We start from the raw sequence: 21,448 nt of genomic DNA, 5'->3' as shown, positions 1-21,448 counted from the left end.
GCGAGATGTCGTGCTATCTGTTGGTATCTTATTAAAGGGCATGATTGAGTCGCGGCTCGCCGTTATCGCTAGCGTTGATAACCTCAGCGGCGTAACGCTAGCGCATCTGCTTATACTCACCATAGCCGCCACCGGAGACCGCTATGGATTATCAACACTACCGCACCGCCCTTGCCGAGACGCTCGCCCAAAGTGAGTTGCCCTTTGCGCCTTCCGAATACCAAACGCGCCTAGACAAGGTGCGCTATGCCATGGCCCAGCGCGGGCTGGATGCACTGCTGCTCACCGACCCTGCCGACATTAACTACTTAACCGGCTATCACACTTTTGAGGTATCAGTACACGCCTGCTTAGTGTGCACACCTACACAGCTGGTGTTGCAGGTGGCCTCTATCGAAACAGGGGCGGCCGTGGTCACGGCGCGTGTTGATGAAATCATTGGTTACCGATGGGAAAGCCTGGATGAGATCATCACGCCGCTTGCGGACTTACTCACACCTTGCGAGCAAATTGGCATCGACGGCTGGAGCAGCGGTTTACGTGTAGGCGTGATGGACGCGCTGGCCCGCTCGGTGAGTAAAGAGCGCTTCTGCGAAGCAGGTGATCTGCTCGATACGATTCGCATTGTTAAAAGTAGCGCCGAGCTTGAAATGCTCAGCGAGAGTGCGCGCATTACCGCCGCGGGCTTAGAGGCAGCGATGGCCGCTATTCGCCCAGGCATGACCGATAACGATATTGCGGCCATCGGTGCTAAAGCACTGCTAGAAAACGGTAGCGAGTTCATGAGTTTGCAGCCTATCGTGACCAGCGGGCACCGCATCGGCGTGATTCACGTTAACCATAAGCGTCGCGTAATCCAGCCCAATGAACCGATATTTTTAGAATTTGGTGCCGCTTACCAGCGCTATACCGCCCCAATGATGCGCACGGCGGTGACAGGTAAGCCTAACGCTGAATTAACCGCCACCCGCGACTTGTGCCGCTCGCTGTTCGAGACGCTGTGCAGCCACATGAAACCAGGCAACACCTTTGATAATGCCGCGAGGGCAGCGGATGCCCTGCTGGCACCCACCCGTGACCAGCTGTTTTTCTCGGGGGTATTTGGCTACGCCGTAGGCGCACAATTCCCCCCTAGCTGGGTGGAAGGCACCGGCTATATCGCGCAAGGCCTACATCGTCCCTTCGAAGAAAACATGGTCTTCCACTTACCGCTTTGCCTACGCGTTCCGGGCCAGTGGGGAGTAGGGTTAAGCGATACCGTGGTGGTTACCCAACACGGCGCTGAGCCACTGACCAACAACGATTGGCAGCTCTATCAGGCAACCGATCAATAACGAATAGATCATCGCGCTAATAACCTAAGATTGACAGTATGATTAACCAGCGTTATTGTCACCAAAGATGCAAATGAGAACTACTATCTTTTCATAGATGCTTTCATCTGAGGTGACAATCAGTGGAGGTAACGACAAGCTCTGTTAGTAAGCCCTGATAGCAAGTTCGATCAGTCAGTACTAAAAGTAAGCTCTATGGATAAGTGCCATGACTAGTGAGCAACGCCAGCTTCGCCAAACGTTGATTTTTTTACGCACCTCTTTTGAAGCAGTGCAGCACTCGATTGCCGGCCGGTTAGACGACCCCCTGCCCTGCTGGCTAGACACCAGCATGCTCACCCTGATGTCGCGGGAATTAGCCCGCTGCAGCCAGCAAGCCAAACCGCTCTTCCCGCCACTTGTCACCGAGCACGTGTTTATCGCCTCTCAGCAGTGCGACTTGCTCCTCAAGCAGTGCCCTGGCGTACTAAGCAGCGCTGTTTGTTACCGTCAGCTAAGTGCGATTATGCTGGCGCTAACCAACGCGATTGAACAAATCGACACGCCAGCCAAGCGCCGCTGGCCTTGGCAGCGACGCTTTTAAATGGTTGGCTCGTTAGAATGTTTCCCACTCGTCAGCAACTAGCTCAGCTTTTTGAGTAGGTGCTTGATAGCTAGAAACAGGTTGCTTACTCACGCCTGCTGATTTTTGTGGCATCGGTAGCTGATAGCCCTCCGCCACTTTAAAATAGGCAACTGCGTTCGCAAGGTCTTGCGCCTGCTCTCCCAACGAGGCCGATGCAGTGGCCGTTTGCTCAACCAGTGAGGCGTTTTGCTGAGTGACATCATCCATCTGGTTAATCGCAATGCTCATTTGATCAATGGCTGAGGTCTGCTCATCAGATGCTCGGCTTACGTCCTCCATAAGGTCCGACACTTTACCGATATTTACCACTATCTGTGCCATTGACTCCCCAACGGCTTTCACCAGATTGCTTCCCTGCTCAACCACGCTGTTATTGTCGGTAATCAAGTCTTGAATTTGTTTGGCTGCGTCCGCGCTGCGCTGCGCCAGGCTTCTCACTTCTTGAGCAACCACCGCAAAGCCCCGCCCCTGCTCTCCAGCACGGGCTGCTTCTACCGAGGCATTCAACGCCAAAATATTGGTCTGAAAGGCAATACCGTCGATTAAAGCCACAATACCGCTAATTTTTTCTGAACTGTGATTGAGTTCATCCATTTTATTGACGGCTTCTTTGACTTTTTCGCCACCATAGCTCGCTGAGCGGCTAGCGGTGTGTGCAAGCGCGTTCGCTTCGCCAGTGTGCTGGGTATTATTTTTTACCGTCGCAGCCACCTGTTCCATACTTGCGGCAGTCTCTTGAAGGCTAGATGCCTGCTCTTCAGTACGCTGTGACAGGTCAATATTGCCCGACGAAATTTGACTTGAAGCGCTCGAGATGGCGCCCGCTGAGGCCTGAATACTACCGATAAGTCCTTGCAGTTTGCCTTGCATATCGCCTAGTTCATCAAGCATATCGCCGATTTCATCGCGGTGGGCATGGTGAATTTTTTGCGTTAGGTCGCCTTCTGCCATCGCATGAAAATGACGACGCGCTTGTACCAGCGGCTGCAAGATACGTTGAATTAGCAGCCAGCTAAGAATACCCGCCAGGATAACAGCGACCAGTAGGGCACCGATCATTAAGTTCCCCATCGTTGCCGCGCGTGATACTGCATTTTCATAGCCCGCCTGAGCCTCGCGCTCTTCCTGTGCAATGAGTTCATTTAACGTGGCGTGCATTTGACGATAGGCAGGTAACGCTTGGGTGAAGGCCATCTCATTGGCCTCTTCGTAGTTACCGACTGAGTAAAGAGGCATCGTGGGAGCTACCGTCACTAAAAGCTGCTGATAACTCTCGCGGAAACGCGCCGCGAGCGCTTCTGTTTCAGCAGACATTTCATTAGACGAGTACGCATGCCATATAGCATCGATCTGCGAGATATTTTGAATAATATTATCCATATGCATCTGCACAGAGTGATCGTGAAGCGTACTAACTGACAGCACCGGGTCATGCTGCCCCGAAAGTGACAACTCCATAATCATATCTTTAGAGTGGTCATTAAGCTGAGCAATGCGTTGGGTATCACGTAAATTTTCTTGATAAATCGTATCCACAGCGCGATTAGAGGAAGCCATTCCGCTAAAGCCCATTGCGCTAATACCTAACATGAGTATTAGCATTACGATAACCATCAAGATCAGGCGTTTTTTAATTGTCATTCGCAACATAATAGCTCTCGGCGCATTAGCGCATGGCGGTTTGGTTTAACAGTTCAACAACACACTCATTTTACTCTTTAACTTTTTTTAACAAAATTCACGTAATTGACACGCATCAAGCAAATGGCGCTTTTATCTACAAATGTTGCAGCTCTGTGATGTAACGAATGCCCCTGGCGGCCTAACGGCATCTATATCACTGCTTAGCAGTTTATAGTAAACTGGTCTATTCTATTCATCTCGATCTAATTGACCGTTTCCAAAAGGAGTTTGCCCATGGCGTATGAAACGCTCTTCACCCCTATTCAGTTAGGCAGTTTATCGATTCCGAACCGCGTGATCATGGCGCCCCTAACACGCTCACGCACCCCAGACAGCGTTCCAGGCAAGATGCAGGAAGCCTATTACGGCCAACGAGCAGGGGCTGGGCTGATTATTAGTGAAGCCACCAATATTTCCCCTACTGCCAAGGGTTATGTGTATACACCAGGCATCTGGACAGATGAGCAAGAAGCTGGCTGGAAGGGTGTGGTGAATGCAGTACATGCCAAAGGCGGCCGTATCGCGCTGCAGCTGTGGCACGTTGGGCGCGTGTCCCATGAAATGGTGCAACCGAATGGCCAACAGCCTGTTGCCCCTAGTGCATTAAAAGGGGAAGGCGCTCAGTGCTTTGTTGAGTTTGAAGACGGCACTGCTGGCCAGCACCCTACCAGTACGCCCCGTGCACTGGAAACCGATGAGATCCCAGGCATTGTCGATGACTACCGCCAAGCGGCCGTTCGCGCCAAACGCGCAGGCTTCGATATGGTTGAAGTGCATGCAGCCAATGCTTACTTGCTTAACCAGTTTTTGGCCACCGGCACCAATCAGCGTACCGACCAATATGGCGGCTCGTTGGAGAATCGCGCACGCTTTCCATTGGAAGTCGTCGATGCGGTGATTGAGGTATTTGGCGCAGCACGTGTTGGCATTCGCCTGACGCCGTTTATCGAACTGTTCGGCCTGACCGATGATGAGCCTGAAGCCATGGCTTTCTATCTTGCGGAGCAACTGTCCAAACGCGGCTTAGCCTATCTGCACTTAAATGAGCCTAACTGGATTGGTGGCGACATCACCTTCCCTGACGGCTTTCGGGAACAAATGCGCGAACGCTTTAACGGCTGCCTGATCTACTGCGGCAACTACGACACTGCTCACGCAGAAGCTCGCATTAGCGAAAAAACTGCTGATGCGGTGGCCTTTGGCCGTCCTTATATCGCCAACCCAGACTTGCCAGAACGCTTCCGAGTGAACGCGCCACTTACCGAACCGAACCCCGAAACGTTCTACGGTGGTGACGAAAAAGGCTATACCGATTATCCATTTATGGATAACGGCTACGATCGTATTGACTAAAGAGCTTGCCCAACAACATGCCATAAGAATGAAAAGCACCACTTAAGTGGTGCTTTTTTTTTGTCTGCGCCTGCCCAAACGCTGCTAGGCTATTGATTCTGGCATTTTAACCTACAGGTGAGTCATGCTCGGTTCGCTGTTCGCTCTGCTCGTGTCGCTCCTGCTTGTTGGCCTTACTGCCACCACGGGGGCGCGTTTTCGTCCTGATGACTGGTACCGCGAACTGCGCAAACCCAGCTGGACGCCACCTGACATCGCCTTCCCTATCGCCTGGGGCATTCTTTATCTATTGATGGCCATTGCGGCATGGCGCATTTATATGGCCGATGACTCACCCTTACGTACGGCAGGCTTGATAGTTTATGGCCTTCAACTGTTGGTTAATGCGGCGTGGTCATGGTTGTTCTTTGGCCGAAAGCAGATCACCACAGCGCTGGCAGATATCGTGCTCCTGTTGGGATTAATTACACTAGCCATTGTGCTATTTGCTAATGTGAGCCTGTTGGCAGCTTGGTTAATGGTGCCTTACTGGCTTTGGGTGGCGCTTGCGTTGACGCTTAATACGTCTATTCTACGGTTAAATCACAGGGCCTAAACGCCCATCGACAGGGTTTATCACATGGATGTCACTTCGCTTCCTTTTCTACTCGCTGTTGCCTCATTAGTCTTAGGCTTGTTGGCAGCTGCCATTTTTGTGTATGTGGTGGTACCTAGAAGACGCCGCGCTAAAGCAAAGGCCGCCACGCCGCCGACAACGCCCAAAGCCGAACCACAATCTCCCCCGCCTGAACCAGAGGCCCCAGCTCCTGCTGCGCGTAAAGAGAAAGTAAAACAACACTCCCTTTTTGTGATTTTTGCCCACCCCGATGCCACCACAGACGAACGTTTGGCCGAGTGGTTGCGGGGAAAAGAAGCCACCTATGACCCAGTTAAGAAAATTTATCTTATCAGCGGCAAGCAGCCTTCCAACCCAGTCACTATCGCTAACGCCTTTCCGCCTGGTGAGATGCCCGACCTACTGCGCGGGGAAACCCACGAACCCATTCGTGGGGTTAGCCTGCTAGTAAAACCGCCGCTGCATAAACGCCGTAATCAGCAAATGTACGTTTATGTCGAACTCGCCAAAGAACTACACGAGACCTTTAGCGGCGATTTACTGGATGTCGACCGGGAACCTGCCACGGAAACGACCTACACACAGATTATTGGCTAACCTGTTTAGCGATTAAACCACGCCTTGGCTACGCAGGTAGTCATCATAGCTACCGCTAAAGTCGACAAGTCCCTCGGGCTGCATATCGATAATGCGCGTGGCCAATGACGAAACAAACTCGCGGTCGTGGCTTACAAATATCAGCGTACCTGGATAGTTCTCCAGCGCTAAGTTCAGCGCCTCAATCGATTCCATATCCAGGTGGTTGGTCGGCTCGTCCATCAACAAAACGTTGGGGTTAGTGAGCGTTAACTTGCCAAACAGCATGCGCCCTTGCTCACCACCTGAAATCACTCTGACAGATTTATTAATGTCGTCGCTGGAAAACAGCATCCGCCCCAACGCACCGCGCACCACCTGCTCGCCGCCTTTGGTCCATTGACTCATCCACTCGAAGAGCGTGGCATCGACAGGAAAGTCATCGGTGTGATCTTGAGCAAACATGCCAACTTCCGCGGCATCGGTCCACTTCACTTCACCGGCATCGGGATGCAAGTCACCCGCCAGGGTTTTCAGCAGGGTGGTTTTACCTATGCCGTTGGGGCCGATAATGGCTATCCGCTCACCCGCTTCGACGGTCATCGAGAAACGCTCAAAGAGCGGCTTCTCATCATCGTAGCCTTTAGTGATCGCATCAACGTTCACCGCATTGCGGTGGATCTTTTTATTCTGATCGAAGCGGATAAACGGGCTAACCCGGCTGGATGGCTTGATATCTTCCAGCTTGATTTTGTCGATCTGGCGCGCCCGTGAAGTGGCTTGTTTGGCTTTAGAGGCGTTGGCCGAAAAGCGGCTAACAAACTGCTGAAGCTCGGCAATTTGGGCTTTTTTCTTGGCATTATCCGAATGCTGGCGCTCGCGGGCAGCGGTGGCAGCGGTCATGTAGTCGTCGTAGTTGCCAGGGAACAAGGTAATCTCCCCGTAATCCAGGTCCGCCATGTGCGTGCACACACTATTCAGGAAGTGACGGTCGTGAGAAATAATCACCATGGTACTGCTGCGCGCTTTAAGGATATCTTCCAGCCAGCGGATCGTATTGATATCCAGGTGGTTAGTCGGTTCGTCGAGCAGCAGTACATCCGGGTCGGAAAACAGCGCCTGGGCGAGCAGCACGCGCAGCTTCCAGCCGGGAGCAACTTCGCTCATCGGGCCGGTATGCTGTTCAATGGGAATACCTAGCCCTAGCAGTAGCTCTCCGGCGCGAGACTCAGCGGTATAGCCGTCAAGCTCGGCAAAGCGCACTTCAAGATCAGCCACCGCCATGCCATCTGCTTCACTCATTTCTGCCAACGAATAGATCCGCTCGCGCTCGGCGGCTACTTTCCAGAGTTCAACGTTACCCATGATAACGGTGTCGATGACCCGTTCGTTCTCATAGGCAAACTGATCCTGACGCAGTTTACCCAGCCGCGTGCTGCTATCAAGCATGACCTGACCGGACGAAGGCTCAAGCTCGCCACCCAAAATTTTCATAAAGGTGGATTTACCGCAACCATTGGCGCCAATCAAACCGTAGCGATTGCCGTTATTAAATTTGACGGAAACATTTTCAAACAGGGGCTTGGCCCCAAACTGCATGGTGATATTGGCGGTTGCGATCAAGATGTGAGCCCTGGTTAACAGTGTAATTGCGCGTTCAAAGGCCCGCGATTCTACGCGCCTTTGAGCAGCGTTACACCTCCCCTCTAGCGGGCATTCCCTAACTTAGCCGGCAGCTCAAGTAGAAAGCGTTCACCATCAAGCGCTTGGCGCAGTCGCGTGCTGAGTATATCGACAATGCCAGCGTGTTCGCCCACCAGCGCTGTGGTTGTCACGCTCAACCCAGGGTGGCGCTGTGCAGCGGCGGCGCAAATCTCAGCGATATCGCCACCTTCACCCGCATGACGCCCAGGCGAGAGAAACAGCATCGCTAAAATCACCGAGCCTGTTTGAAACTCCGGCGTATCCAGCAAATGTTCCAACAACGGCTCGTTAAAGCGATATTCGTCACCATCACGGCGCTCCATGGAAGCCGCTGCTACGCAGCTAACGTCATCTCCCAGTAGCACGCTTAACTGCCCAGCTAAGCGATTGCGCACGGCTGTCACGTCAGGAATCGGGCTACCGTGATCCACCAGGGCTACGTGTGGCGTCGTTCCCGCCTGGCGCTTGTCGCGCACGTTGTCAGCCAGCAGCTTGGCTAAACGCAGGTCGTTATTGCCCCATTCATCTACCAACGGCTGGGCCACACGAACGCTCACTTGAGGAAACCGCGCCTGCAGTGCTGCCATGCGCTCTGGCAGGTAGCCCGTCAGAGCCTTGCTTGGCCCAAAGAAGAATGGCAGCACAATGATCTCTGTCGCCCCCTGCTCGGCGCTTCGCTCAGCCGCTGGGCCTAGGGTAATCGCGGGGATACCGTCGACCTCTTCAGGAGGAATTTTATTGGAGTGCAGCAAAGAAGCCGCCTGCACGGTTTCTCCTAGCTGTTGGCTGAGCGCAAACGCTACACGGCGCAAGCTATGGGTTGCCTGGGGCCGTAATGAGCCGTTATCGACGAGAAAAATCGCGCGCATGTCGGTATACCTATCGGTGTTAGTTGTTGGTTTTTAAACTTACAAGCTACGAAGTAAGCCGCTAAGAAGTAAGCACATCCGCTGCTGCGCGATGCAGCTGGGCGTGACGTTGTGCCAGTGCGATGATATTGCGGTCATAACCGCCGCCAATCACTGCCGCCACGGGAATATCTGCATCACGACAGCAGCGAAGCACATAATGGTCGCGGGCATACAGGCCGTCGCTGCTAAGCGCTAAATAGCCCAGCCGATCCTCTTGGTGGACATCAACGCCCGCGTCATACAGCACTACATCTGGCTGATAAGCTGCCAGAATCCCTGGCAACCGGGACGCAAGCTCGGCCAAATAAGCGTCATCACTCATACCATCAGGCAGCGCAATATCTAGGTCGCTTGAGGCCTTGCGCGCTGGAAAATTACCCGCGGCGTGCATGGAAAACGTAAATACCCCAGGCACCCCGGTAAACAATCGGGCAGTACCATCGCCTTGATGAACATCGCAATCAACGATCAGTACCCGCTCAGCCCAACCACGGGCCAACGCCTGGGCCGCCGCCACCGCCAGGTCATTAATTAGGCAGTAACCGCTGGCAGCATCGGCATGGGCATGGTGAGTGCCGCCTGCCGAATTACAGGCAACGCCATTGGTCAGCGCCGCTTCAAGCGTGAGCAGCGTGCCGCCGGTTTCTAGCCTCACTCTCTCGACTAATTCAGGTGACCACGTAAAGCCGCTACGCCGTTGAGCAGCACGATCTAAAGTGCCCTGTATTAGCGCGTTTAGGTAATCGTGGGTATGCACCCGGGCAAGGGTGCTGATAGGCGCTGGTTCAGGCATTAGCCACTCAACGGGGCAAGCCAACGGCTGTTCGCCAAGCAGTTGCCTGAGCACCCGAAATTTTTCCATCGGAAAGGGGTGGTTGACTGGTAAATTAATCGTATAACCCGGATGATGCACGATCGTTAACGCCATATGTGCGTTGCCACTTTGTTAATTAATATTGATTTGGCATAGATGCCTTATGTTGCTTGATACCACCGCCCTAAACCAGCAAAGAAACTTCTTCAATGGCCATGCCGATATCTGGCTTTTTGGTTACGGCTCGCTGATCTGGAAGGCCGACTTTGCTTACCTAGAACGTCAGCCTGCCTATATTACTGGCTGGGCACGACGCTTTTGGCAAGGCTCCCACGACCACCGTGGCACGCCTGATTCGCCGGGTCGCGTTGCGACGCTAATTCGTGCCCAAGGGGCTGTCTGCCATGGCATGGCGTATCGCATTACTCCTGATGTGTTGGCACCGCTGGATGTACGTGAAAAGAACGGCTACCTGCGTGAAAAAGTGCCGCTGACTTTTCTAGGGCAACCAGATAAGGCACCACCGCCCCAAGCAACGGCTGAAGGGCTAATCTACTTAGCTACCGACGACAATCCCGCTTTTTTAGGCGATGCACCACTAACCGACATCGCCCAACAGATCGCCCAGGCCCATGGACCAAGTGGTTCTAATAAAGCTTACTTGTTAAACCTGGCCCAAGCGCTGCGCGAATTGGGTATCGATGATGCCCATGTTTACTCATTGGAAGAGCAGGTGCGCCGTTTATGAACCACCCATCAACACCCTCTTTAACACTCTCTTCAGCACACCCCACCACCTCGGCAATCGCCCCTTCTAGCCTGATATTGGCAGTGGTAGCGGCCGTTGGGATGGCCACGATTGGCGTTATTTCTCGGATTACCGAGCTAAATGCCGAAAGTATTACTTTTTATCGGCTGAGCTTGGGGGCAGCATTTTTGCTGATCTATCTGGTGCTGACAAAACGCCACGTTATGCTGAAAACGCTGCCGGGGCGGCACGTGGTGATCAGTGGTGTATTACTAGCGGCGTTTATACTGTTTTACGTTCAAGCCATGAACTATACCCAAATGGCCAACGCTATTTTGATGGTGTATCTTGCGCCGATTTTTGCCGCCATTGTGGCTCATCTGCTGTTCTCTGAGCGCCTAACACTCACGCAGGTGGGACTTATTGGGTTAGCCCTATTTGGGTTTGCCATGATGCAGGAGTTTCGCCTTAATCTAGACAACCGCCAAGACGTGATCGGTATGGGCTTTGGCTTAGCCGCTATGTTTGCCTACAGCGGCTTTATTCTGATGAACCGTCGTTTACCAAGCCGTCTGGATGACCGCGCCTGCGCATTTTGGCAGTTGCTGGTCGGTGCGCTGATTATCCTGCCGTTTGCTTTGTGGCAGCCTGAGGGGCTCACTGCCGCAGCATGGCAGTGGCCTTGGCTCTTAGTGGCTGGCTTCGTGCCTGGGTTCTTGGCGCTGCTGTGTGCCGTCATGGCGATAAGCCGCTTACCCACCGCGCTATACGGCACACTGGCCTACTGCGAGCCGGTAGCGGTAGTGATTTTCGGTTGGAGCCTATTTGGGGAGGCGCTATCGCCGCTGCAGCTAAGCGGCTGCGCGCTGATTATTGCCTGCGGCATAGCGCAAGCCTGGATGGGTGGGCGGCGGCCTAGACCATTAGCCACGACAGGATAAACACCGCTAGCACAATGCGCACGATGGCTCCCAACAGGGAGCCCCGTAGTAATGCTCGGATACCTCGCCACAACAACCACAAGCCAATTACCAATACCAATAGACTGAAGAACGACGCATTGATACCCAAAGAGCGAGTAAGACCGTCGATAAAGTCGTCAAACGCGCCAAAAAAATTGGTGAAAAAGCCCAGTAAAAATTCCACCATCACGCGAATAGCGTCGCCAATGGCTTCGCCTGTACCGTCAAAAAATCCGTTTGCCTGCATGGGTCTCGTCCATCGCTAAAAAAGTTGTCGGTATTGTCAGTGAAAACATAGCCTTTGCAAAGCATACCGACAAAGCAGCCTGTTCCTCCCTTTCGCGTCTCATCCTTTCACGCCCTATCCTTTTAAACCCTATGCTTATTACGTCCACCCTTAAGACGTTTACCCTATTTCACTTTCACGGCAAACACGTTAAAACGTCAACAATGCAGTAGCGGGAGAGACTGGTGCCTGCCACCAGCGCCGAAGGAGCAACGACCCCGGAAACTCTCAGGCCAACGGACCGCTACTGCCTATTTAAAAATACGTTCCGAAGAGCGGTTGATGACTGCGTCACTCAGCCCACCGAAGGAGCAAGCGCCTCAATTGATGCGTGAATCTCTCAGGTTCCATGACGGAAGGGGTACGCCTAGCCATTTGTGTGCTGGGGGTATCGCCCGACGCTCATACAATCTGGAGAGTATCATGCAACGCATTGCTGTTATTGGCGGTGGAATCACCGGTATTACAAGCGCTTATGCCCTAGCAAAGCGTGGTTTTGACGTCACTGTTTTTGAAAAACACCGCTATGCGGCAATGGAAACCTCATTTGCCAACGGCGGGCAGCTCTCAGCGTCGAATGCAGAAGTGTGGAACCACTGGCCGACAGTCATTAAAGGCCTGCGCTGGATGCTGAAAAACGACGCACCGCTGCTAGTTAACCCCCGCCCTAGCTGGCATAAACTCAGCTGGTTCGCCGAATTTATCGCCGCTATCCCCCGTTATGCTGACAACACCACAGAAACCACTCAGTTAGCCATTGCTGCCCGAGAACATCTCTTTCAGTGGGCGAAAGACGAGCAGATTGAGTTCGATCTTAAGCAACAGGGCATTTTGCACATCTACCGTGACAAAGCCGGTTTTGATCACGCAGCGCGGGTATCCAAGCTGCTAGCGAAAGGTGGCCTTGAGCGACGTGCAGTGACCCCAGACGAAATGCGCGCCATCGAGCCTACACTTGCGGGCAGCTACCATGGCGGTTTCTATACCGAAAGCGACGCCACTGGCGATATCCACAAGTACACCAATGGCTTGGCACGCGCTGCAGCCAAGCGCGGCGTACAGCTGAATTACGGCCACCATATTAATGATATCGGCGCAGACGAGAACGGGGCATGGGTGAGTGCTACGGTCGACAATGAAACAACACGCCAGAGCTTCGATAGCGTGGTGGTTTGCGCAGGTACTGGCAGCCGCGCCATTGCCGCTAAACTTGGCGACAGGGTCAATATCTATCCAGTAAAGGGCTATTCTATTACCGTGCAGCTAGATGACGAAGCTTCTCAGCAAGCTGCGCCAACGGTCAGCCTGCTAGATGATGAAACCAAGTTGGTGACTAGCCGACTAGGAAATGACCGCTTCCGCGTGGCGGGTACCGCAGAGTTTAACGGCGCGAATCGCGATATACGCAATGACCGTATTCAGCCGCTGGTTCGCTGGGTAGAAGAGTGCTTCCCAGGTGTGAGCACCCAGCGTGTCGTGCCCTGGGCAGGCCTACGCCCGATGCTACCTAATATGCTACCCAAGGTTGGGCCTGGCCGCTTACCCACGGTGTTCTATAACACCGGACACGGCCATTTAGGCTGGACACTTTCTGCGATTACCGCCGAAATGCTGGCAGATGCAGTGGATACTTCTCAAGCAGCTTCACTCGCCGCTACGCGTTAACGGTATTTATTAGCTGGCACTGTCTAAACAAAAGCTAAAAGCATTATCAGGGATGGTTATTAAAAACAGCCCCTGGAAGCAGCCCCTGAAAAACGATTCTTAGCAACCGCTACGAACAACTCCCGTTAAAAAAAGGGGCCACAAGCCCCTTACTTGCCAGAGGTTAGTCTTGCCAGAGGGTTAATAGACTACCGCATCTCGCCCTTTTTCTTTCGCTTGATAAAGGGCGTTATCCGCCCGTTTCATCACGCTCTGCTGGGATTCATCAGGCGTTACTTCAACTACACCTAAGCTAACTGTCACACTACCGATCGAGGGAAATTGCGCTTTTCGTATGCAGCAGCGTATTTTATCGGCCAACTTTACCGCCTGTTTTAGCGATGTTTCAGGGGCTAAAATCATAAACTCTTCACCACCCCAACGTGCGCAGTAATCGGCAGCGCGTAAGTTATCTTCTAACAGTTTGGCAAGCGCAGCCAAGACTTGATCACCAACGTCATGGCCCTGGTTATCATTAATTAACTTGAAATGGTCGATATCAAGCATGATTAGCGAAAAAGGGCGCACATAACGATTAAAACGCCCTATTTCATGCTTTAGCAAATAGTCAAAACGTGACCGATTAATTAGTCCGGTTAACATATCCGTCGTTGCTAAGCGTTTTAGCTCGGCTTCTTTCTCAACACGCTTAGAAATATCACGCTGAACAAGTATTAAGACATTACCAGTATAGCCAGGCACATTCATGGCGGTGATGCGCCATTCAATAACACTGCCCCCCGCCACATTGGGCGTGCGTTTGCCATCGTCAAGACCTGATATCGAACAGCCTACGCTTAATTCGCCACTATCTAATGCATTATGCAGTCGGCTAAGAAGCCGCTGATTTTTGGCTTCGTGATGAACAATTTTTGGAGCTGAGCCAAGCCATTGGTGACGACTTCCTCCCCAAAACTGAGCGTACTCGTCACTCACATCCAAAATGCGGATACCGTCGCCATTGGGTTGTCGGCTTAACACGGCAGTCGCTTGGCTACTTGGTTCGCTAATTGCAAGCAGCACGTTCTTCCCTGTTTCCAACATAATCGTTTCTTCCAATGAATGTTAGCGTGGGGCTGTCTCATCCCAGAAACGAGCCGTTTACCCACAGCCACAGCCAAAAAAGCACTGAGATAAATAAAAAACGACACCAGCGTCGCTAAGCGTAGCTCATACCCAGCGGTTTGCGCGAAAGTCGCTCGTTTAGCCATCTTTCGTCACTCATTGTAATAGTGGCGTTTTACTTCACTTCGTTACTCGATGGCTTTCGACATGCCTCAAAGCAACAGCCTCAACATACCAACTGCACGATGCTTGTGAGAGGTGGTTGTGAGAGACGGTTGTGAGAGACGGTTGTGAGCGATAGCCAAACCTGATAAATTAACGCTAATAGTTATCATTAACACAGGACATAGCCTCTCATGCAGCCTAGGAAAAAAGATGTTCCGCTAGAAGGCTCGCCTAGCGCATCTCGCGAGGTGACAAGTCAGGCGCTGCTTGATCAAGACGGTCAGTTGGTTATTCACCATGAACAGCGACGCTATGTGCTGCGCCGCACGAAAAGCGGCAAGCTGATCCTAACAGCGTAAACCTTTTAAAAATAACCGCTTACCTACTACTACCGCTTTTAGCCAGCCAGGTAGCCCATCGCACCCAGCCAGCAACATTATCCATCACTTTCTGTTGGAACTGTCTGGCCCATGAAACCAATTCATACGATAGGCCTTTGCCTTACCTTACTTCCTCTTCTGCCCGCCTACGCCAATGACACGTACTTAGATCCCGTCACGGTAACAGGCACCCGAGCACCGACGGATCTTTCCCGCGCACCGCTGATTATCGACATCATCGACCGCCAAGATGCAACGCTTGCCACCGCAAGTCGCGTTGAAGACGTGCTGAGTCGCCAACCTGGCCTGCATGTTGCTGGCCAAGGACGCCGGAATGGCCAAACGCTGAGCATGCGTGGCTTCGGGAAAAATGGTGTCCTGGTTCGCTTAGATGGCATTCGCCAAGATATTACCACCGGTCATGTAGGCAACTTTTTTCTAGACCCAGCGCTGATTCAAGAGGTGCAGATTGCCCGTGGCTCGCTTTCCAGCCTATACGGTAGCAACGCCATGGGCGGTGTTGTTAGCTTTACCAGTGTAGAGGCCAGCGACCTATTAGCCCCAGATGAAGATAGCGGTGCACGTCTTTCCCTAGGCGGGTCGACGGCTAACGACGAGCTACGCGGTAGCCTAACGGCATTTGGCCGCCGTGAAACGGCTAATGGGCAAGTGGATGGGCTATTTTCTGTCGGCCATAGCGAGTCCGGCGATATTCGTCGCGCGGGCGGTGATGAAGCAGTAGAAGATGCCAGCCTCAATAGCCTGCTGCTCAAAGGCGGCTGGACGCCCAATGAAGAACAGCGGGTGTTTATTAGCTGGCAGCACTATGACGAGCGCGCCACCCAACCCGCTAATCCGCAGCAGCTATCAACCAGCGCTAGCAACCCATTACGCGATCGTGACGTTGAGAGCAATAACGTACAACTTGGCCACCGCTGGCAGCCGAGTGGTGCCACCGAAATCACCTCTCAGCTTACCTTTAGCCAACAGGATATCGACGAGCCACAGGCTAGCCGTACCCTTGAGCGGGTCGGCCTGCAGAGCGACGGCTATCACAGCATCGACCATGGCTGGCTTTCACAAACGCTGGTGTTTGGTGCAGAGCTGGAGCAGACCCGCCAGCGGCCTGACGGTGAAGCGAATGGTTTCCCTCACGCTGATATCGATACCCAATCAGCCTATCTTGACACCACCCTCACGGCAGGTAGCTACTTGACTGAGGGCGGCGCGGGGCAGTTTGACGTCGGCATTGGCGCTCGCTACGACCGCTATGACGCCAGCGGTCAAAACAATGCCGACAGCGTGCACGACCAAGTGTCGCCACGCTTTCGTCTTGCCTGGCGACCCGACGACTCCTTGATGCTGTTCTCCGGCTACGCCGAAGCCTTCCGCGCGCCCAGCCTTTCCGAGCTTTACGCTAACGAGCGCCACTTTGCTGGGTTCTGTGCAGGACCGTTTTTCTGTACGCCCGACAACTACTGGATTCCCAACCCCAACCTATCGCCTGAAACCAGCCGTACCTGGGAAAGCGGCGTGGTATGGCACCAAGGTGACTGGCAGGTGCGTGCCAGCTACTTCGACACCCGTGCAGATGACTTCATCGACACTCAGGTCGATATCATGGCGGGCACTACCCAAGCCGTAAACGTGCAGCGTGCCCAGCTATGGGGCTATGACGCACGTCTTACTTGGCAACCTAGCGAGTTCCCGATGCTGACCAGCTTTGTAGGCCTGTCAGAGGTATCTGGCAAAGACCGCGACAGCGGTGAGGCTCTGGGTAGCCAAACACCCCTGGAAATGACGCTGGGCAGTGATGTCGCGCTTTATAACAGCGCTATACGGGTCGGTTGGCAAGGCCGCTTTGCTCAAGCTTTCGACAAGCAAGGCGACGACGAACGCCTCCCAGGCTATGGGCTGCACGATATACACCTTGCCTGGCAAATCACCCCTGCTATTGATACCGCGCTGCGCCTCGCCAACCTTGGCGACAAAGTATGGTATCGGCCTGATGGCAGCCTGGGCGACGGACGCAGCCTGTTCGCCACTCTCAATTGGCAGTGGTAACCCGCTGCCCTGTTAAGTCTAGAGGTGACGTATGATTGAGTCTCAGCAGATCGCAATTCTAGAAGCCTTTGACGCAGCACGAGCAGCACAGCCTCGCCTGCCCGCAATTGAAATTGCCGAACGCTTATCGATCAGCGAAGGTGAACTTCAAGCCGCGCGCTTAGGCCGTGACGTATGGACGCTGCCACTCGCTCCAAAAGATGTTGCAGCTCGCTTCCCTCTGTTAGGCCGAGTCAAAGCACTCACTCGTTCTCGTTTAGCCGTGCTTGAACAAACCGGCGATTACCCTGACCTCAACGGCGGACCGCAAACCGGCTTGCTGCTTGACCCAGGTGGCTTAGATTTACGGCTGCTGTTTTCCCATTGGCACTGGGCCTGCCTGATCCGTGACCCGGTGCCCATGGGTAACGAAACAGCCCAGTGGCGCTGGAGCCTACAAGTTTTCAACCAACATGGTTGCGCCATTCATAAGAGCTTTGCGCTGGAAAATCCGCTACCTCGCCACTGGGGAGCGCTAGCCGCACTGGGCACCATGGATACTCCCGCGTTTACCCAGTGCGTTCCTCGCTTAAAGCGCGCCCTCCCGGAAGCGCCAACGCTAGCCAGCGAATGGGCGGCGATGTGCGATGTGCATCAATTCTTCGCCCTCCTTCAGCGCCACCACCTTGAGCGTCTCGAAGCCAACCAACTAATGGAAGGCCGCTATACGCACGCACTTCCCGTCGATGCCCTGGAAAATTTGTTAACTAACGCAAGTCAGCGCGCACTGCCACTGATGTTGTTTGTGGCAAGCCCCGGTTGCGTGCAGATTCGCACTGGAATAGTGCCCGTGCCCCAGCGCGCCCGCGGCTGGCTAAACCTATTTGGCGAGCAGTTCACCCTGCATCTTAATGACACCGCCATTGAGCAAGTGTGGCAGGTCAGCAAGCCTAACCGCGACGGTGGCGTTACCAGCGTAGAAGCCTTTGATGCCGAGGGCTCTTTAGTGCTGCAAATTTACGCAGAGCGCCAGGAAGGTCGCGTGGAGCGGCCCGAGTGGCGACAGTTGCTAACTGAACTCGGCAGCCAAGAGGCCGTGGCATGAGCACCACACGCGTCGCACGCCAGTCACTTGCCGCGCTATTGGTTGGCTGGTTAACCATTGGCGGGGCGCTAGCTAATGAACGCTGGGTCATTTTGGGCGGCGATATCGCTGAAACTATCGCCGCGCTTGGTGCGGATATCGAGGTCGTTGCCCGCGACGATACGGTGCTCCACCCGCCAGAAATGGCCGCACTGCCTTCGGTAGGCTACCTGCGCCAGTTGTCGGCAGAAAGCGTACTTTCAGTGGTGCCGGATCGTGTATTGGCAGCGGGACATTCCGGCCCGAAAGAAGTGCTGGAACAACTAGAGGCTGTGGGTGTAACGGTTGATGTTATTGAGGCATCTGCTGACCTCTCCTCAATTGTCGAGAAAGTCCGCACGGTGGCTCAGCACACCCAGCGCCAGCAAGAGGGCGACGCCCTGGCCGCCTCACTCTCCGCCACCCTTGAGCGATTGGCAGCCCTTCCCCCGCTGCCTGGCACGCGAGCGATGTTTATTCTTCACCATAGCGGCCTAACACCGCGAGTCGCTGGCAACGACACCGCCGCCCATACCGCCTTGGAGGCCGTTGGAATCGACAATGCTTTTGGCAATATGGCGGGGTATCAAAGCGTTGCGGCAGAGGCCCTGGCCAAAGAAGCACCCACGCTGGTAATTATGTCCCAGCGGGGGTTAGACGCGCTGGGTGGTGAAAACGCGTTATGGCAGCTACCGGGTATGCGCTTAACACCCGCAGGACGCGAACAGCGGCTTATTGTGATTGATGATCAGGCGCTGCTTGGTTTTGGCCCTCGCACGCCTGACCAACTATTTACCCTGCGCCAGGACATTGAAGCACTGCTTGGCACAGAGCAGGTCAGCCGATGATCACCAGTGCTTCCCATGATCGTTATCGCCCCTTATTACCGCTTAGTCGAACAGCACGCGTGTTAAGTGGTCTTACCCTGGCGTTATTGATCGCCATTGGCTGGGGTTCTGCTTCAGGCGCGTTAGGCGTGTCACCCTGGGCACTCATCAATGGCAGCGCAGATGAGCTCAGTGTTCAAGTGTGGTGGCAGCTACGCCTACCGCGCCTGCTCTTGGGGGTTGCCGTGGGAGCAATGCTGGCAGGCAGTGGTGCCGCCATGCAGGGGCTATTTAGAAACCCATTGGCCGACCCTACTCTGCTTGGGCTCGCCAGCGGCGCGGGGCTATTTGTAGCGCTTTGGATTGTACTATTTCAGGGCAGCGCTGCTGGTAGCCTTTACGGCCAGTTTGCAGCGGGCTTTCTCGGTGCGCTTAGCGTTTGCTTAGTGGTGTTTGGCATTGCCAAGCGCCAAGGGGGTGGCAGTGCCGCCGTTATGTCACTGCTACTAGCAGGCTTGGCAATCAACACCTTAGCAGGCGCTGGGGGCGGCGTACTGGCGTTTATTGCCAGCGATGAACAGCTCCGTCAGCTCAGTTTATGGGGAATGGGCACGCTTACCAACGCTCTGTGGCGCACCACCGCCATAGCCCTTGTCCTTATTGCTGTTGCCCTATGGCTGTTAATACGCAGCGCTCGTGAGCTTGACCTACTTCAGCTAGGCGAATCTACCGCCCATGCGGCAGGCTTGGATGCCACCCGGCTCAAACGCCGCGTGATCGTTGCTACCTCGCTGGGCGTAGGGCTGTGCGTCGCGCTGACCGGCGTGATTGGCTTTCTTGGTTTGCTCGTCCCCCACTGCCTGCGACTTTGGCTCGGGCCTGGTCATCGCCTGCTGCTACCCGCCTCTATGTTAGGCGGTGCACTACTGCTAGTGGTCGCCGACACCCTGGCACGCACCCTCGGCGCCCCGGCCGAAATTCCCGTCGGGCTGTTAACTAGCCTACTGGGCGGCCCCTATTTCCTTTACCTTCTAATGCGTCGGAATCGGGCATGCTAACCCTACATCAAGCGGGCTTCACCACCACGCCCTCTATCGCACCGCTGGACGGAACCCTTCGCCCTGGCGAGCTACTCGCTATTGTCGGCCCCAATGGCGCGGGCAAAAGCACACTACTTAGCATGCTGTCAGGGTTTCGCCCCTGTGAACAAGGCGAGCTACACCTGGATGGCAAACGTCTAAGTGATTGGCCAATCAGCGAGCTTGCCAATCGCCGGGCGCTGGTCGCCCAGCAAGAGTTGCCCGGCTTTGATTGGCAAACCTTTGAGCTGGTGAGCTTAGGCAGCAACCCTAGTAACGCACTGATTGCGGAACTGCTGCATGACTTAGACCTGATACATTTAGCCAAACGCAGCGTGCTCTCACTTTCAGGCGGCGAACGCCAGCGGGTAATGATTGCGCGAGGTGCCTGCCAGCTACTCTCACGACGCTCACCTACCGCCAAAGATGGTGGTCTTTTACTGCTGGATGAGCCCACTAGTGCACTCGACATCGGCCAGCAGCAGCGCTTAATGCGCCAGCTGCGCACTTGGGCAGAACGGCACCATATGGCCATTGTCTGCGTGCTTCACGACCTCAATCTCGCAGGCACTTATGCCGACCGGGTATGGCTGTTGCACCAAGGTCAACGCATTGCCCACGGCACGCCAGCCGAGGTGCTTGATCCTCAACGCATAGCGGCTATCTATCATGCCGATATTACTGCATTGAGCCACCCAGCATCACATCGATCAGGTATTGCCACTTGGCTCGCGCTAGCGCGTTAGCCATACCTGATCCAATGTCATAATAGGAACAAGCGATCACTACAAAAAAATGACTCAAAAAACGATACAAAAAGCTGTACAAAAACATCACAAAATTTAGACTTGAGGATAGGAGATTATCAGCCAATGAGGTGATGCTATGTCGTCAACGCTTCCCCCGCGCCTTACACTTGAAGAACTCTCACAACGCACAAATACCTCCTTTCCACTTCCAGAGGTAGAGTTACTGGGGCTCGATATGGGCTGGTATATCGTGCGGTTGCATCACCATGATTCAGTTAGTTTGCTGGTCGATGCTCAGGGTGAAACCAAGCGTTTTAGCGGCACGCAGTGGGTCAGCCGTGCACTTGCACCGCTTGGCTTTACTCACGGTGTACTCACCTGGGCAGACGCCGTCGATGAAATGATCGGCAACGACACCCCGCCAGTTTCTGCACAACAGCGCATGGCTTATGGCGTTCGCGTCGCGTTCGAAACGCGACACTAATTAAGCCACCAACTATTTAGCTTACCGACTGTTTACATCATCAACTGTTTACACCATCAATTATTTACATCATCAACTATCGCGTCACTTTTCCATGATGGTCATGCTGGCTTTACACACCATCATGGCTTTTAACTACGCCTGTCGATAAGATTCATAGTGAGCCATCAAGTGCTTTCAAGTGGTTGTGTTAAAAATTAATTCTCGAAAGGATGGA

The 21,448-nt window shown here is 53.9% G+C and carries 20 protein-coding genes, 1 pseudogene and 2 riboswitches; of the genes and pseudogenes, 15 read left to right on the top strand and 6 right to left on the bottom strand.

The window, feature by feature from the left end; translation table 11 throughout:
- The first annotated feature begins 143 nt into the window (after positions 1–143).
- Positions 144–1,334, top strand: a complete 1,191-nt coding sequence (locus tag M0220_RS10475) for a M24 family metallopeptidase (RefSeq protein WP_264017599.1) — start codon at positions 144–146, stop codon at positions 1,332–1,334.
- Between the two features lie 208 nt (positions 1,335–1,542).
- Positions 1,543–1,917: a hypothetical protein gene (locus M0220_RS10470; protein ID WP_264017598.1), complete on the top strand. Its 375-nt coding sequence runs from the start codon at positions 1,543–1,545 to the stop codon at positions 1,915–1,917.
- A 12-nt stretch (positions 1,918–1,929) separates the two neighbouring features.
- Here M0220_RS10470 and M0220_RS10465 read toward each other — a convergent pair whose 3' ends face one another.
- Positions 1,930–3,609, bottom strand: a complete 1,680-nt coding sequence (locus M0220_RS10465; RefSeq protein ID WP_264017597.1) for a methyl-accepting chemotaxis protein — start codon at positions 3,607–3,609, stop codon at positions 1,930–1,932.
- Between the two features lie 267 nt (positions 3,610–3,876).
- On the opposite strand from M0220_RS10465, the gene M0220_RS10460 reads away from it, so the two are divergent.
- The 3 genes from M0220_RS10460 (at position 3,877) to M0220_RS10450 (ending at position 6,208) form a co-directional block, all read left to right on the top strand.
- Positions 3,877–4,995 carry an alkene reductase gene (locus tag M0220_RS10460; RefSeq protein ID WP_264017596.1) on the top strand — a complete coding sequence of 373 codons (1,119 nt, stop codon included), beginning with the start codon at positions 3,877–3,879 and terminating at the stop codon, positions 4,993–4,995.
- Positions 4,996–5,119: 124 nt separating this feature from the next.
- Complete coding sequence (locus M0220_RS10455; RefSeq protein WP_264017595.1) at positions 5,120–5,590, top strand: TspO/MBR family protein; 471 nt, start codon at positions 5,120–5,122, stop codon at positions 5,588–5,590.
- Between the two features lie 24 nt (positions 5,591–5,614).
- Entirely contained in the window at positions 5,615–6,208 is a 594-nt protein-coding gene (locus M0220_RS10450) for a cell division protein ZipA C-terminal FtsZ-binding domain-containing protein (protein ID WP_264017594.1), read from the top strand.
- Between the two features lie 12 nt (positions 6,209–6,220).
- Here M0220_RS10450 and M0220_RS10445 read toward each other — a convergent pair whose 3' ends face one another.
- From M0220_RS10445 to M0220_RS10435, 3 genes are all read right to left on the bottom strand, one after another.
- A complete protein-coding gene (locus tag M0220_RS10445; RefSeq protein ID WP_030070595.1) occupies positions 6,221–7,810 on the bottom strand; it encodes an ABC-F family ATPase in 1,590 nt (529 codons plus the stop codon).
- Positions 7,811–7,893: 83 nt separating this feature from the next.
- Positions 7,894–8,760: a sirohydrochlorin chelatase gene (locus M0220_RS10440; RefSeq protein WP_264017593.1), complete on the bottom strand. Its 867-nt coding sequence runs from the start codon at positions 8,758–8,760 to the stop codon at positions 7,894–7,896.
- A 61-nt stretch (positions 8,761–8,821) separates the two neighbouring features.
- Positions 8,822–9,730, bottom strand: coding sequence for a histone deacetylase family protein (locus M0220_RS10435; RefSeq protein WP_030070599.1), 909 nt, complete (start codon positions 9,728–9,730; stop codon positions 8,822–8,824).
- Positions 9,731–9,779: 49 nt separating this feature from the next.
- Here M0220_RS10435 and M0220_RS10430 point away from each other — a divergent pair, with 49 nt between their 5' ends.
- Both M0220_RS10430 and M0220_RS10425 read left to right on the top strand, forming a co-directional pair.
- The gene (locus tag M0220_RS10430; protein ID WP_264017592.1) at positions 9,780–10,364 is read left to right on the top strand and encodes a gamma-glutamylcyclotransferase; all 585 of its coding nucleotides are present in this window, start codon (positions 9,780–9,782) and stop codon (positions 10,362–10,364) included.
- Positions 10,361–11,305: a DMT family transporter gene (locus M0220_RS10425; protein ID WP_264017591.1), complete on the top strand. Its 945-nt coding sequence runs from the start codon at positions 10,361–10,363 to the stop codon at positions 11,303–11,305. The genes M0220_RS10430 and M0220_RS10425 overlap by 4 nt, the downstream gene beginning before the upstream one ends.
- Here the strand turns inward: M0220_RS10425 and M0220_RS10420 are convergent.
- The gene (locus tag M0220_RS10420; protein WP_030070605.1) at positions 11,280–11,573 is read right to left on the bottom strand and encodes a hypothetical protein; all 294 of its coding nucleotides are present in this window, start codon (positions 11,571–11,573) and stop codon (positions 11,280–11,282) included. The genes M0220_RS10425 and M0220_RS10420 overlap by 26 nt on opposite strands.
- A 202-nt stretch (positions 11,574–11,775) precedes the next feature.
- A riboswitch (glycine riboswitch) is annotated at positions 11,776–11,866 on the top strand.
- A gap of 4 nt (positions 11,867–11,870) precedes the next feature.
- Positions 11,871–11,978: riboswitch (glycine riboswitch) on the top strand.
- A 57-nt stretch (positions 11,979–12,035) separates the two neighbouring features.
- Between M0220_RS10420 and M0220_RS10415 the strand changes: the two genes are divergently transcribed.
- Positions 12,036–13,277, top strand: coding sequence for a D-amino acid dehydrogenase (locus M0220_RS10415; RefSeq protein ID WP_264017590.1), 1,242 nt, complete (start codon positions 12,036–12,038; stop codon positions 13,275–13,277).
- A 180-nt stretch (positions 13,278–13,457) separates the two neighbouring features.
- On the opposite strand, the gene M0220_RS10410 is transcribed toward M0220_RS10415, so the two are convergent.
- Positions 13,458–14,360: a sensor domain-containing diguanylate cyclase gene (locus M0220_RS10410; RefSeq protein WP_264017589.1), complete on the bottom strand. Its 903-nt coding sequence runs from the start codon at positions 14,358–14,360 to the stop codon at positions 13,458–13,460.
- A gap of 377 nt (positions 14,361–14,737) precedes the next feature.
- Here M0220_RS10410 and hemP point away from each other — a divergent pair, with 377 nt between their 5' ends.
- The 7 genes and pseudogenes from hemP (at position 14,738) to M0220_RS10375 (ending at position 21,231) form a co-directional block, all read left to right on the top strand.
- Positions 14,738–14,905 carry a hemin uptake protein HemP gene (hemP, locus tag M0220_RS10405; RefSeq protein WP_084180376.1) on the top strand — a complete coding sequence of 56 codons (168 nt, stop codon included), beginning with the start codon at positions 14,738–14,740 and terminating at the stop codon, positions 14,903–14,905.
- 111 nt (positions 14,906–15,016) lie between these two features.
- Entirely contained in the window at positions 15,017–16,990 is a 1,974-nt protein-coding gene (locus M0220_RS10400) for a TonB-dependent receptor domain-containing protein (RefSeq protein WP_264017588.1), read from the top strand.
- Positions 16,991–17,021: 31 nt separating this feature from the next.
- Positions 17,022–18,074: a ChuX/HutX family heme-like substrate-binding protein gene (locus M0220_RS10395; RefSeq protein ID WP_030070613.1), complete on the top strand. Its 1,053-nt coding sequence runs from the start codon at positions 17,022–17,024 to the stop codon at positions 18,072–18,074.
- On the top strand, positions 18,071–18,940 hold the full coding sequence (locus M0220_RS10390; protein ID WP_264017587.1) for a heme/hemin ABC transporter substrate-binding protein: 870 nt from the start codon (positions 18,071–18,073) through the stop codon (positions 18,938–18,940). Before M0220_RS10395 ends, M0220_RS10390 begins: the two co-directional genes overlap by 4 nt.
- Positions 18,937–19,977 carry a FecCD family ABC transporter permease gene (locus tag M0220_RS10385; protein ID WP_264017586.1) on the top strand — a complete coding sequence of 347 codons (1,041 nt, stop codon included), beginning with the start codon at positions 18,937–18,939 and terminating at the stop codon, positions 19,975–19,977. The genes M0220_RS10390 and M0220_RS10385 overlap by 4 nt, the downstream gene beginning before the upstream one ends.
- A gap of 53 nt (positions 19,978–20,030) precedes the next feature.
- Positions 20,031–20,744: pseudogene (locus M0220_RS10380) on the top strand (ATP-binding cassette domain-containing protein); the annotation flags it as partial.
- Between the two features lie 139 nt (positions 20,745–20,883).
- On the top strand, positions 20,884–21,231 hold the full coding sequence (locus M0220_RS10375) for a DUF6482 family protein (RefSeq protein WP_030070622.1): 348 nt from the start codon (positions 20,884–20,886) through the stop codon (positions 21,229–21,231).
- The last annotated feature ends 217 nt before the right edge of the window (positions 21,232–21,448 follow it).

The sequence above is a fragment of the Halomonas qinghailakensis genome (genome assembly GCF_025820815.1).
GTDB lineage: Bacteria > Pseudomonadota > Gammaproteobacteria > Pseudomonadales > Halomonadaceae > Vreelandella > Vreelandella qaidamensis.
This window is presented reverse-complemented; position numbering and strand designations above follow the sequence as displayed.

Bases quoted from the DNA above. Each gene is read 5' to 3' on its own strand.
- M0220_RS10475 (WP_264017599.1), top strand. From the start codon at position 144: ATGGATTATCAACACTACCGCACCGCCCTTGCCGAGACGCTCGCCCAA.
- M0220_RS10470 (WP_264017598.1), top strand. From the start codon at position 1,543: ATGACTAGTGAGCAACGCCAGCTTCGCCAAACGTTGATTTTTTTACGC.
- M0220_RS10465 (WP_264017597.1), bottom strand. From the start codon at position 3,609: ATGTTGCGAATGACAATTAAAAAACGCCTGATCTTGATGGTTATCGTA.
- M0220_RS10460 (WP_264017596.1), top strand. From the start codon at position 3,877: ATGGCGTATGAAACGCTCTTCACCCCTATTCAGTTAGGCAGTTTATCG.
- M0220_RS10455 (WP_264017595.1), top strand. From the start codon at position 5,120: ATGCTCGGTTCGCTGTTCGCTCTGCTCGTGTCGCTCCTGCTTGTTGGC.
- M0220_RS10450 (WP_264017594.1), top strand. From the start codon at position 5,615: ATGGATGTCACTTCGCTTCCTTTTCTACTCGCTGTTGCCTCATTAGTC.
- M0220_RS10440 (WP_264017593.1), bottom strand. From the start codon at position 8,760: ATGCGCGCGATTTTTCTCGTCGATAACGGCTCATTACGGCCCCAGGCA.
- M0220_RS10435 (WP_030070599.1), bottom strand. From the start codon at position 9,730: ATGGCGTTAACGATCGTGCATCATCCGGGTTATACGATTAATTTACCA.
- M0220_RS10430 (WP_264017592.1), top strand. From the start codon at position 9,780: ATGTTGCTTGATACCACCGCCCTAAACCAGCAAAGAAACTTCTTCAAT.
- M0220_RS10425 (WP_264017591.1), top strand. From the start codon at position 10,361: ATGAACCACCCATCAACACCCTCTTTAACACTCTCTTCAGCACACCCC.
- M0220_RS10420 (WP_030070605.1), bottom strand. From the start codon at position 11,573: ATGCAGGCAAACGGATTTTTTGACGGTACAGGCGAAGCCATTGGCGAC.
- M0220_RS10415 (WP_264017590.1), top strand. From the start codon at position 12,036: ATGCAACGCATTGCTGTTATTGGCGGTGGAATCACCGGTATTACAAGC.
- M0220_RS10410 (WP_264017589.1), bottom strand. From the start codon at position 14,360: ATGTTGGAAACAGGGAAGAACGTGCTGCTTGCAATTAGCGAACCAAGT.
- hemP (WP_084180376.1), top strand. From the start codon at position 14,738: ATGCAGCCTAGGAAAAAAGATGTTCCGCTAGAAGGCTCGCCTAGCGCA.
- M0220_RS10400 (WP_264017588.1), top strand. From the start codon at position 15,017: ATGAAACCAATTCATACGATAGGCCTTTGCCTTACCTTACTTCCTCTT.
- M0220_RS10395 (WP_030070613.1), top strand. From the start codon at position 17,022: ATGATTGAGTCTCAGCAGATCGCAATTCTAGAAGCCTTTGACGCAGCA.
- M0220_RS10390 (WP_264017587.1), top strand. From the start codon at position 18,071: ATGAGCACCACACGCGTCGCACGCCAGTCACTTGCCGCGCTATTGGTT.
- M0220_RS10385 (WP_264017586.1), top strand. From the start codon at position 18,937: ATGATCACCAGTGCTTCCCATGATCGTTATCGCCCCTTATTACCGCTT.
- M0220_RS10375 (WP_030070622.1), top strand. From the start codon at position 20,884: ATGTCGTCAACGCTTCCCCCGCGCCTTACACTTGAAGAACTCTCACAA.